This window comes from Desemzia sp. FAM 23989, from assembly GCF_045528345.1.
Classification (GTDB): Bacteria; Bacillota; Bacilli; order Lactobacillales; family Carnobacteriaceae; genus Desemzia.
Genome location: NZ_JBGQQT010000038.1, coordinates 1 through 10,914, shown reverse-complemented (window position 1 = coordinate 10,914; position 10,914 = coordinate 1). Strand labels below are relative to the sequence as shown.

At 32.5% G+C, this 10,914-nt stretch carries 12 protein-coding genes, 2 pseudogenes and 1 riboswitch; of the genes and pseudogenes, 6 read left to right on the top strand and 8 right to left on the bottom strand.

Going from position 1 to position 10,914, the window contains the following annotated elements; genetic code table 11:
• Nucleotides 1-1,574, top strand: a 1,574-nt coding sequence (locus ACEN36_RS12740) for an FAD-dependent oxidoreductase (protein ID WP_407126864.1), incomplete at its 5' end; no start/stop codon positions are given.
• Nucleotides 1,575-1,960: 386 nt separating this feature from the next.
• On the opposite strand, the gene ACEN36_RS12735 is transcribed toward ACEN36_RS12740, so the two are convergent.
• Together ACEN36_RS12735 and ACEN36_RS12730 are read right to left on the bottom strand one after the other, a co-directional pair.
• Nucleotides 1,961-2,401, bottom strand: a complete 441-nt coding sequence (locus tag ACEN36_RS12735; RefSeq protein ID WP_034537918.1) for a hypothetical protein — start codon at nucleotides 2,399-2,401, stop codon at nucleotides 1,961-1,963.
• Between the two features lie 5 nt (nucleotides 2,402-2,406).
• Nucleotides 2,407-3,334 (bottom strand): annotated as a pseudogene (locus tag ACEN36_RS12730) (DNA repair protein RadC).
• A gap of 128 nt (nucleotides 3,335-3,462) precedes the next feature.
• On the opposite strand from ACEN36_RS12730, the gene ACEN36_RS12725 reads away from it, so the two are divergent.
• The 3 genes from ACEN36_RS12725 (at nucleotide 3,463) to ACEN36_RS12715 (ending at nucleotide 5,483) form a co-directional block, all read left to right on the top strand.
• On the top strand, nucleotides 3,463-4,311 hold the full coding sequence (locus ACEN36_RS12725) for an AraC family transcriptional regulator (protein WP_034537914.1): 849 nt from the start codon (nucleotides 3,463-3,465) through the stop codon (nucleotides 4,309-4,311).
• Nucleotides 4,312-4,468: 157 nt separating this feature from the next.
• Nucleotides 4,469-4,750: a hypothetical protein gene (locus tag ACEN36_RS12720; RefSeq protein WP_407126861.1), complete on the top strand. Its 282-nt coding sequence runs from the start codon at nucleotides 4,469-4,471 to the stop codon at nucleotides 4,748-4,750.
• Between the two features lie 46 nt (nucleotides 4,751-4,796).
• Complete coding sequence (locus ACEN36_RS12715; protein ID WP_407126859.1) at nucleotides 4,797-5,483, top strand: CPBP family intramembrane glutamic endopeptidase; 687 nt, start codon at nucleotides 4,797-4,799, stop codon at nucleotides 5,481-5,483.
• A gap of 92 nt (nucleotides 5,484-5,575) precedes the next feature.
• Here the strand turns inward: ACEN36_RS12715 and ACEN36_RS12710 are convergent, their stop codons facing one another.
• Complete coding sequence (locus ACEN36_RS12710; protein ID WP_407126857.1) at nucleotides 5,576-5,884, bottom strand: hypothetical protein; 309 nt, start codon at nucleotides 5,882-5,884, stop codon at nucleotides 5,576-5,578.
• Nucleotides 5,885-6,121: 237 nt separating this feature from the next.
• Here ACEN36_RS12710 and ACEN36_RS12705 point away from each other — a divergent pair, with 237 nt between their 5' ends.
• Both ACEN36_RS12705 and ACEN36_RS12700 read left to right on the top strand, forming a co-directional pair.
• Nucleotides 6,122-6,790 (top strand): hypothetical protein, encoded by a 669-nt coding sequence (locus ACEN36_RS12705; RefSeq protein WP_407126855.1) that lies wholly within the window; start codon nucleotides 6,122-6,124, stop codon nucleotides 6,788-6,790.
• Between the two features lie 153 nt (nucleotides 6,791-6,943).
• Nucleotides 6,944-7,497: pseudogene (locus ACEN36_RS12700) on the top strand (tyrosine-type recombinase/integrase).
• Nucleotides 7,498-7,506: 9 nt separating this feature from the next.
• Here ACEN36_RS12700 and ACEN36_RS12695 read toward each other — a convergent pair.
• The 5 genes from ACEN36_RS12695 to ACEN36_RS12675 form a co-directional block, all read right to left on the bottom strand.
• Entirely contained in the window at nucleotides 7,507-8,199 is a 693-nt protein-coding gene (locus ACEN36_RS12695) for a hypothetical protein (RefSeq protein WP_407126853.1), read from the bottom strand.
• Complete coding sequence (locus ACEN36_RS12690) at nucleotides 8,199-8,411, bottom strand: hypothetical protein (protein WP_407126851.1); 213 nt, start codon at nucleotides 8,409-8,411, stop codon at nucleotides 8,199-8,201. Before ACEN36_RS12690 ends, ACEN36_RS12695 begins: the two co-directional genes overlap by 1 nt.
• 78 nt (nucleotides 8,412-8,489) lie before the next feature.
• Nucleotides 8,490-8,593, bottom strand: a riboswitch (SAM riboswitch).
• Nucleotides 8,594-8,699: 106 nt separating this feature from the next.
• Entirely contained in the window at nucleotides 8,700-8,870 is a 171-nt protein-coding gene (locus ACEN36_RS12685) for a hypothetical protein (protein ID WP_407126850.1), read from the bottom strand.
• Nucleotides 8,871-8,878: 8 nt separating this feature from the next.
• A complete protein-coding gene (locus tag ACEN36_RS12680) occupies nucleotides 8,879-10,153 on the bottom strand; it encodes a Y-family DNA polymerase (protein ID WP_407126848.1) in 1,275 nt (424 codons plus the stop codon).
• Between the two features lie 29 nt (nucleotides 10,154-10,182).
• A complete protein-coding gene (locus ACEN36_RS12675; protein WP_407097606.1) occupies nucleotides 10,183-10,518 on the bottom strand; it encodes a hypothetical protein in 336 nt (111 codons plus the stop codon).
• Nucleotides 10,519-10,914 lie beyond the last annotated feature (396 nt).

Below are 10,914 nucleotides of genomic sequence, written 5' to 3'. Positions count from 1 at the left end.
TGTACGATCAAGGAAAAGATATTTCTTATTCTGTTTGCGGTATTCCTTATCACATTGGTGGAGAAGTAGAAGAGTTAAGTGCCTTAACTCCTAGAAATGCAGCATGGTTTAAAAAGAGATACAATGTATCAGTTTTCACCGAGCATAAAGTGACACATATTGATCAAACCAACAAACAGTTAGAAGTGACGGATCTTGTTTCTGGAGAAAAGAAAATAGAAAATTACGATGCATTAGTCTTTGCAACTGGGGCTTCTCCATTCACTCCACCGCCATTTAATCAAAAAGAATATGATAACGTGTTCCAAGTTCGAAATATTCAAGACGCACGAGATATTGGAGCCTATTCAACTAAACAACCTAAAAAAGCATTGATTATTGGTGCTGGATTTATTGGTTTAGAAATGACAGAACAATTAGTCCATAAAGGATTAGAAGTAACAATCGTTCAATTAGAAGATCAAGTTATGCCTCCTATGGACGCAGATATGACTTTCCGTGTAGAAGAGCATATGCGTGCAAAAGGTGTTAATTTAATCCTCAGCGACACGGTAAAAACAATTGAAGGAGAAACGTCAGTAGAGAGAGTCGTTACTACAAATGGCGTTACGATTGAAACTGATATCGTTATCTTGTCTGCAGGTGTACGCCCGAATACTGAATTAGCTAAAGAAATCGGCGTAGAACTTGGTGCTTCAAGAGCAATTGCGGTGAATAAGAAAATGCAAACCAATCTTCCAGATATTTACGCAGTTGGAGACGTTGCCGAAAGCTTCTCTGTTATCACTGGAAAACCCATCTATCGTCCATTAGGCTCAACAGCGAATAAAATGGGACGGATTGCTGGAGACGTGATTACTGGTGGAGATTTAGAGCACAGAGGTGTCTTAGGAACAGGGATTTTCAGAATCTTTGACCTACATGTTGGACAAACAGGATTAACCGAAAAAGAAGCCAAAACTGAAGGCTATGAAGTTGAAGTTTTGTATAATATCAAACCAGATCATGCTCAGTATCTTGGTGGGAAAGAATTAACGATCAAAGCATTAGCGGATAAAGAAACTGGTCGCATTTTAGGCGCACAAGCTATTGGTCAAGGTGGCGTAGATAAACGAATCGACGTAATCGCAACAGCCATCACCTTTAAAGCAAAAGCAGAAGATTTATTCCATTTAGATTTGGCTTACGCTCCACCATTTGCGACAACGAAAGATCCTATATTATACACCGGTATGGCGTTAGATAATGCATTAAAACGTAACCCATTGTTAACACCAGCTGAATTAATCAGTCGCCAAACTAGTGGTGAAAAATTACAAATTATCGATACACGATCTAAAAAAGATTTTGACAAATCACATGTCAAAGGAGCAATTCATGTTCCTTTAGCTGAACTGAGAGAAAGAAATGCAGAATTAGACAAAGATGTAGCAACAGTCACTTATTGTAATAAAGGTGTAACTGGAAATGCGTCTCAAAATTTGTTATTAAATTATGGATTTAAAAAAGTTTATAATTTATCTGGTGGAAATAAGAATTATCAAAGCTATGTGAGAATGCTAGCTCAAAAATAAAAGAAACATGAATTGATATAAAATCGTGTGTTAGGAATCCTAATTATACAGGATTATTTTTTTTATATTTGAACACAACATTATTATAGAATTACTCATTATACAAATCAGAGTTCTATAGGTTTTATTAAAAAAAACATAGTATTTTATCTTTTATTGTAACGTAAATTTCAAGTTAGTCACCCAGTTGAATAAAATACTTCCTCGTTTAAAGGTCACTTGTTCAATCGGCTTTCTATTAATCAATTAAAGCACTACTATTTAAGCAAAGATACATTTGATAAAATAGGTGGCTAACTTAAACTTGAAATTTACTATTACTTAATTCTGTCATATGGCGATTCACTATCTTTGATTGTGTAGTAAGTATAATAAAATCGATATTATCATTTTGTAATTGGAATCATGATATCTAGTATGTTTTTTGCCTTATAGTGTTCTATAAATGGAAATGACCAATTGATATCCTCTTCGTAATGACCAATTAATAACTGATAAGCTGGACCGATTTTTTCATATAGTTCTGGTGGATCAAATTTGAGGCGTAATCGTATATAAGTTCCTCCCTCAAATTCGAATTGATCAAATCCAAATAATTCTCCATGATCACTTTCCAGAACGAGTGTACATACCCTGTATAATTTGCTCTCTCCATAATCTAGTCCATACATTTTCCTGCCTGTTAAAGAAGGAAAGCGGGCTTCAAATGTGGGCCAAGCTTTTTTTTGATTGTCTATATCATTCGGTATTTCTATATAAAGAAAGTTCATTTTTTCGACAGTAACCTCTTGTATAATCCCCAATTCTGTATTAATGGTTTTATCCATAATTATCAGTCTCCTTTATATTGAATACATAATGTTCTAAATAGTTCATCTAGTTTAGCAATGTCCATAAGTGTATTTGCCAAGTTGGTGTATTCTTTTTTCATGCTGTCCAAGTGTGCTTGTCCAAACGAAATAGCCAATTTCTCCTTAATTTCGGCTCTAGGTAAGTCAAATTCTTTAAGGAACTCACTCATATATAAATTTCTAGCAGAAGCTAATCGAAAACTAAAATAGTGATGAATTTTTTGTTGCTGTTGATTTAAACCATTTGTTTTAATCGCATTCGCGTAATACTCTATTACTTTTGTATCTCCCTGTTCATAACGAGTTTTCATAACAATTGATACGCAATGAAAAATTTCTTTAGCAGTGGGTGTTTTAGTTCGGTATAAATTTCCCCACATTGAAAATGATCCTCTTTTATAATCAACATCTTCGGCTCTCCAAGCTTTTACAAACTCTTCAAATCTCATTTTCATATAAGGATAACCAGCAGGGTCATGTAAATAGATATAATCATTTTCTAGATTTGTTACTGAAACAAAATGATCAACTCCGCTTTGATTGATAGAATTTGGATTGTAGTTTAAGTGTCCCATATCTAAGGGACCAACAATAACTGACCCCCTTCTCAAAAACTGTTCTAATTTTTTCTTACTAAGTTCGATGGAATTTTCGTCAATATCAGTTAAGTAAAATTCTTCATAATTGAATCCAAGCATAGTTAAAGAGTTACTAATAGATAAATCGGGTAGTCCGTTGTCAAAAAAAAACTAATGGGTGTTTTGTATTCTTATCAACAAAGCTTGCCCCATTACCCATTACCATTAGGGCTTCTATATACTCAGGTTGAAAATGATACCCATAAGACTTTAGCACCATAGCGACTGAGTTAGTGTAGCATAAAGGTACATCTCCAATAAATGAATTCATTTTAACACCTCCTGATTAGATTCTATCTTTCTTCACGAGTTCTTTCCCGTCATTTTCTGTACAAGAAAATTAGGATTTTACAATCTTTTTCAATGCTAGTATGATACTTACAAAAGGAAGTGTATAAAATGGATGATTTATTAGAGATTATAAACCGCATTGAAAATAATATTGACCAAGACATAAACTATACTCAACTTTGTAAAGGTTTGAGTATAAGCAGCAGTTCTTTACAGCGTGTGTTTCCAGTGCTCTTTAATATCACACTTTCTGATTATATTCGAAAAAGACGATTAACAAGAGCTGCTTTTGAACTTAAACACACACAACATAATATTTTAGAGATTGCTTTAAAATATGGATATGAAACGCCAGATGCTTTTACTGTTGCTTTTAAAAAACAACATGGGGCTACTCCGTCCGCAGTCCGTAAAGATGCTCCAATTAACCTATTTAATTCTTTAGAATTAAATTTATCAGTCGAAGGAGGGAACAATCTTCCGATAGAAATAAAGGTACTTCCTGCTTTTTATGTGGCTGGTATTTCAATAGAAACGACTATCATGAATCCCGATATTTCAATTCTTTGGAATCAGTTATCTCATTCTGACTTAATTGACGATTTAATAAATCTTAGTAGTGGAAGAAGCTTCGGAGTATGCTATGGAATCACAGATGATGGGAAAATTAAGTATATGGCTGGGTGGGAAGTTGAAAACCCAGATAAAGTTAACCATCTACCTGTTGAAGTCATTCAGGTAAAATCATCAACATTTGTTATCATCCCATGTAATGGAAAAATCCCCGATTCAATACATAAAGCGTGGAATTATATGTGGAAGAACTTCTTCCCGGAAAGTGGTTATACATATTCTGGAGACGTCGATTTAGAATTCTACCCCGAAAAAGTTACTAATTCTAATGAATATCAAATGCAGATATGGGTCCCAATAGAGAAAAATAACAATATAGCGTAAGCAAATATTTTTTTATTATTTAACAATACATGAAATTAGATAAAATAGCGTATCCAGAACCTTATTAAAATAATGTACTTATTTTATCTAAACAAGTGTATAATTTACTTGTTAAAACATGAGCAATTAAAAGGTAATTACTTTAGGAGGAATATCATTGGAAAAAAGATTAAAGACTACTAAGATAAGCTTTTTAGTCATTCAAATCGGTATGATCGCATACTTTTTAATTATACCTAATCACTATAATCATATATCTGGGGCCATATGGTTAGTGACAAGTTGTATCGGACTTTTTATTGTTGCTTTTTCGATGTCAAATGTCCCCTTTGATAAAAAAAGCAAATTAGTCTTATTTAGTATATTTTTATTATCTATAATATCCATCTTTCTGATTTTATTTTTTGTAGTAATAGAGTTTATCACTGAGAATATGTAGTAATATTTTTAATACATGAAATTGGAAAAAAAGAGAGGTGTATAAATTGAAAAAACAACTAAAACCAGTATTTGCTATAGGAGTGTATTTTTCTTGGTGGCTTATAGTGTTCGGAACATCCTTTTTAGCAAAACATCTTTTTTCAAAAGAAGGATACATGTTAGGTTTCTATATGGGGATTTTAGGTATCTGCTATGTCTTATACTTATTACTACCAGCTATTATGGATAGAAGTAATTTTAAATCTTATTTAGAAGTAATAGGCTTTACTTTAAATAAACATTCTATCGCTTTATCTATTTTGTTAGTACTCACTTTTACAGGGAGTATAATTTACATAAAAACAAGTATGAACAGTAGCATTTTGCCTGGTTTAGTCGGATTAAATTATCTTATTTATATGCAGCCACCATTGGTAGAGGAATTATTATTTAGAGGAATCATTCCTGCTTGTTTTAATAATTATCCCACTTACATTAGCGGTTGTATATCGATATTATTATTTGCTAGTTTACATTTTAGAAATGGAATTCAAGCGATCCTTTTTTCAGCTGTAATTGGATTAATACTGTTTGTCTTACGCGTACAAATTAAATCACTAATTCCGGGTATTCTTATCCATTACATTGTAAATTCGGGAGTTACTATCGCCCTCTTACCATTATTGTTGCTTGGTTTTTTGTGGGAAACTTACTATTTTATTAATAGAATAAAATATGCCAAAAGAACTTAGTAGTTTTATTTATTAGAATACAATAAACTACATAGAATCATGTATTAAGCTAAAAAAATGATTTACTGATTAATAACAGTAAATCATTTTTTTTAGTTATTTTTTTTAAATGTGTAAAAAACTTGAATTAAAAATATGACACCTGAATAAAAAGTTAGCATAAGTAACATGTTATCTGTAGCTAGATTAAATTGATCATATAAAACGCCTGAAAAGAAATTTGCAAACACTAAAAGGACTAATAAGCCTATCGGAACGATTAAATCTGTTATTTTTACTTTTAAAGAAAGTTCTTTCCTAAAACTAATTACTTTTATTAAATTTAAAGTAATTAAAACACCTGCAGTAATAAAAACTCCTGCAAACATCCACCAGAATGAATCAAAAAAATGAGCCATCATAAAAGATCCTCCGTTCTTTTGTATTTTTAAATACTTACAAGTATAGTTAAGCAATAAACTAACTATGTATCAAGTGAAATCCTTATTTTACGTGTATTCTTAAAGAATAATTAATATAATATAATGCACGTTTTTTTAGATGGTCATTATTTTACAATATAGATAGTCAATGTATAGTTATAAAACTTGTTATATGCTAAAATTTTTTTGTAGCCAACTAAAGGAGTGAATTTATTTATGAAAAAAAGTTTTTTTATCTCTCTAAGTGTCCTTCTGCTTTCAATTGGCGGTTGTTCAAGCAATACAAACGAAGAAGAATCAACCATTGTTTCTTCAGAAAAAACTTCTACCATAGAATCAACGACAGATAAAACAAAGGATTCAGAAAAAGCTTCTATTTCAGAAGATTCGACAATAAATGAATCAGATCAATCTATTGCTCCTTCATCTGATGATTCTTCAACTAAAAATGAAGATGTAAATTCTCCTATAGAGGAAGATCCTAATCCTTTATCAGAATATACTAATGAACAAATTGAGTATGCTCGTATTTGGTTACAACTTGGGCCAAATCAAGCTATAAGCGAATTGAATGTTAGAAAAATAGCAAGTGGTACAGCTATAAATCCAAATGATGAAGTGAGTGCTAACTATCCTACAGATGTTATCCAATTAGCAGGCTCTCGTTTAGTTGACGGATCTATAACGTATAAAAGTAATGGCAACGGAACGATTACTGTTTACAACGTGCCATTACGTTGGGAATCTAGTATCCCAGAGGATACAAATAAAGAAAATGTGAGTATATATACTCAAGATATGATTGATCAAGCATATGAAGTTCGTATCGAACCAGGAAACCCAGAAGAAGTTAAAGCATTGATAGAGATTGAGAATATCCAGTAAAATTTATTGTTTCGGATACATGAAATTAGATAAAATCATGTATCGCGAATCCTATCTCTATAGGGTTCTTTTTTTCTAACCCCCTCTAATACATGATTTCGTGGTATAATAATCGAAATCATGCATCGTTTTTTGAGAGGAGAGCCATTTTCAATGACGTATAACGTCCAACCATTAAGAACGCAGCAAGAAATCAACGACTTTTTATTCTGTTTGAGGCGCAATAAAAACGCTGAACGCGATGTCTTTTTATTTTTAATCGGTATTAACAGTGGCTTACGCATGTCCGATATCGTCAAACTATAGAAAAAAGATGTGATTCCCTCAAAGAATCCACGCATTGTAGAACAAAAAAACGGGAAAACACGCATTTTATATTTAAGTAGCCTGCAGGAGTTGATCCAGGACTACACCAAAGACTCGGTTACAGAAGATTATTTATTTCCTAGCAGTAAAGGCAGTCATTTAAAGGTCAATATAGTTTATTAAATGTTCCAAAAGGCAGCCAGTTTGTTAGATAAAGACGATATTGGCACGCACACGCTGCGGAAGACGTTCGAATATCACTATTACAAAAAAAAACCAAAGATGTGGCCACATTAATGGAAATCTTTGGTCATAGTAGCGAAAAAATCACCAAGCACTATATAGGGATCAATGAGGATGAGATTAGTGAGACTTTATTGAATTTTATATTAGGTTTTTAAGTGATTGGTTTAAAGAAATGATTCAATAATGAATCCTAAAATAGTAAATGGAACAGAAGTGAGCAAGGCTTTTCTAGTTTTAATATTATTTTCTTTTCTTTCTACTCCACGACCTATTAAAAAGAATGCTAGAGGAAATAGCTTTTTCTCTCTCCACATAAACATCCATAGACAGAAAAAATAAATAGCAACACTGAACAGAGAAAATATAGAATACCATGTACTTGTTTCTAGAGCGTTTAATAAAATGGTATTAATAAATAAATGGATAAGTATAAATATGAAAAAGAAAATAGCGCCAGTAGTAAAAATAGCGTTATAGATTTTGTTTTCATAAAGAGACGAAATTAACTCTTCAGCTTTAGCTTGATAAAAGTAAAATTTCTCTTCGTCAGCGCAATCGAGTCTATAAGCAATACCGCCAGAGTTAAAAAAAAAGTCAATCCTATTAGCACCCCAAGGAGAAAGAACAGAGATGCCCATTATTGGGTTATCTGAAGTATTTTTAAGTTGAAGAACTTGTTCTAAATCCTGATAATCTTTTTTTATTCCATTAAAAAATTTAATTGCGATTATCGGAAGTTGACGTCTATCAAGATAATTAATGTTCGTTTCAGAAACACAATTTACTAATTCAACTACTTCTTTTAAGTCTTCTGCATTAAGAGAGAAGGCTTTATAAGTTGATTTATCATAATTCATTAGTTTAACCCCTCCTGAATATTTTCTAGTATTTCAATAGTTTCTTCAATTTTAGGAAGAATTTCTTCGTACCAAGACAATCTTTTCCTACGGATTAAAACACCTACAGCATGTGGTCTTGGATCAACTTCCTCCCAATAGGATTGTCGATCCAATATGACTTTTTTTAGATCGTCAAAGTAATCTTTGACTTCAACTGCACTTACTTCCATTACAACAACATCTCCTTTTATTATTTTGCAATAAAAAAAGCGCCACTTAGTAATTAAGAAGTGTTCGCCTGAATGTTTTACTTATTTTTCAAGTTTACACTTGTTGGATTTAGCACCGTTCCCTTAAGGTCGGTTGCTGAAGCATCATCGGGCCAATTCCCTCCACTTTCTCTTAATAAGTTTTGCTATTCTATTGTTAAGATACAATAACACACATTTTTTAAAATGTCAATACTATGATCACTAAACGTGTAGTTTATTGGTTTACTATTAAGTCTCATGGTTAGCTTATTTATCATGTACAGCTTTTTTGTAACTCAAAGATAAATAATAAATTAATCTATCTTCAGGTATAGTTTCTAGTTTACTCTCCGATAAACTCCATATAAATTCTTGTAATTCCTCTAAAGATATCCTGTTTTCTTCGTAATCTTGTATCACTTCGTGTATTTTTTCCATATCTTTTGCTATCCTTTATGACCACCAACAAGTCCACTTCGCTGGATAGCTGTCCCTCCTTTAGTTAGGCTACTTGCATGGACTATAGAGCTAAAACCGTATTTTTCTCTAATTCTATCTACAACTAGCTCTAAATCTTCTGCAAGAATCGTTTTTTCAGCATCTTCAAACAAATTCAACTGCAATTCTTTTTTATAATCAATTTTCCCACATCGTATTCCTATTTGACGTACTGGTTGTTTTTTATAATAGGTTCTGAATATCTGCAAACAGGATTCTATAATTTTAGTATTTGACGAGGTGGGATAAATTTTCATTTGGTGACTAAATCCTTTATCTAGTATCTCTCTAGAATAGCCTATAGATAGGTGAACCACTCCTGTCTCAGCATGATGTTTTCTTAACCGTGCTGCAACTTCATCAGCCATTTCTCTGATAACTACTTCAATTTCATATTGATTTATATAATCTCTTTTTAAGATTTGGCTTTTACCAAATCCTTTAGCCTTTGGAATATATTTTTCAGAAATAATACTATGATCTATCCCATGAGCGTGATAAAAGAGCTGCTCTCCAATAACACCATGAATTCGTTTCAAAGCTTTCGCATCATACTGAGAGAGTCTATAAACAGAATCTATCCCTAATTGATAAAGATTACTTGCTGTATTTTTTCCAATTCCCCACATTTCTGTTATTGGGTGAATGTTCCAAACCTTTTCTGAAACATCTTCATAATGCCAAACCGCTATTTGCGACTTATTTTTTTTCGCTTCATTATCTAACGCTAACTTGGCTAGTAAGGGATTATCACCAATTCCAATCGCCGTCACTAGTTTTAACCGCTGAAAAATAGTGAATTGTATTTTTCGCGCTATTTCTTTTGTTGATCCGTAAAGTGCGTGTGATTTGGTCACGTCTAAAAAACTTTCGTCAATACTATAAATATGTATGTCTTCTTCAGCTACAAACTCTTGAAAAATCTGGTTAATCATCCGATTAACTTTTATATATAAAGCCATACGAGGCTCAACAATTTGGACTTTTGAGTTTTTTGGTATTTCAAAACGTCTTGAACCGGTCCGGATGCCGTATTCTTTTTTGACTCGTGGCGAAGCAGCTAAAACTAACCCTCCTTCTAAATCGGGATTGCTCATGACGACTATATAGGAGTCTAAAGGATGTATTTTCCGCTTAACTGATTCCACTGAAGCAAAAAAAGACTTAACGTCAATGCATAGAATATCGCGCCTTGGTTGATAGGTATAGTCCATCTTGATCATGATTCATACACCTCATTTCAGTCCTCATTTTATACTCTAAACCATTTAGTCCAATCATATTCTTCCACATTGCGTATCAAATCTAACTCACACACTACTATTCCTGATTCCATCGTTTGAATATAAACGTAATTCTCATAATAACCAGCAACGACGCCTACTAGATCATCTTCATATCTACCATTAAATAAGCAATCTAATTGAATGGCTACCGTTACCTTTTGACTATAAGAATAGTCAATTAAGGGATAGATAACTTCTACAGGCTGTTTCTCTTTTTTTATAATTTCTTTTCCATGCTTACGTTTTTCTTCTTTTACGAATTCATTATGCTCCGACAGTATCAAACCTTGCCACTTAGCCATTTTCCTATCTCTATAACCAGTGGTATTTGGATTGATTAGTCTATTTTTCTCTTTCGATTTATTCTCCAATTTAAACACCTTCTTGTTCTCTTTTAACCCTATTATACGAACGTGTGTTCGATATGTAAAGAAATAACGAACTCGCGTTTGCATAAATACATCGTTTAGCAATACGATAATGTGTGACACCCAATTTTTTAGAATAGTCTTGTTTACTACTTCACTCACAAAAAACTAGAAAATCAATATAATTTTTTCAGCATATAGCTCCTGAATAATTCATAGTTTTTCAAAAACGCTTCAAAAACCTTGTTATAACAGTCTATTTTGTTTCGTTTATTCGCACCCTTTGGGTGTACAAAAAGAACCCCAATCTGCTATGGTTAAAGTGACTAA

Coding starts and splice junctions, on each gene's coding strand:
- ACEN36_RS12675 (WP_407097606.1), bottom strand. CDS start 10,518: ATGGCTAAGTGGCAAGGTTTGATACTGTCGGAGCATAATGAATTCGTA.
- ACEN36_RS12695 (WP_407126853.1), bottom strand. CDS start 8,199: ATGAATTATGATAAATCAACTTATAAAGCCTTCTCTCTTAATGCAGAA.
- ACEN36_RS12680 (WP_407126848.1), bottom strand. CDS start 10,153: ATGATCAAGATGGACTATACCTATCAACCAAGGCGCGATATTCTATGC.
- ACEN36_RS12690 (WP_407126851.1), bottom strand. CDS start 8,411: ATGGAAGTAAGTGCAGTTGAAGTCAAAGATTACTTTGACGATCTAAAA.
- ACEN36_RS12725 (WP_034537914.1), top strand. CDS start 3,463: ATGGATGATTTATTAGAGATTATAAACCGCATTGAAAATAATATTGAC.
- ACEN36_RS12685 (WP_407126850.1), bottom strand. CDS start 8,870: ATGGAAAAAATACACGAAGTGATACAAGATTACGAAGAAAACAGGATA.
- ACEN36_RS12710 (WP_407126857.1), bottom strand. CDS start 5,884: ATGATGGCTCATTTTTTTGATTCATTCTGGTGGATGTTTGCAGGAGTT.
- ACEN36_RS12705 (WP_407126855.1), top strand. CDS start 6,122: ATGAAAAAAAGTTTTTTTATCTCTCTAAGTGTCCTTCTGCTTTCAATT.
- ACEN36_RS12735 (WP_034537918.1), bottom strand. CDS start 2,401: ATGGATAAAACCATTAATACAGAATTGGGGATTATACAAGAGGTTACT.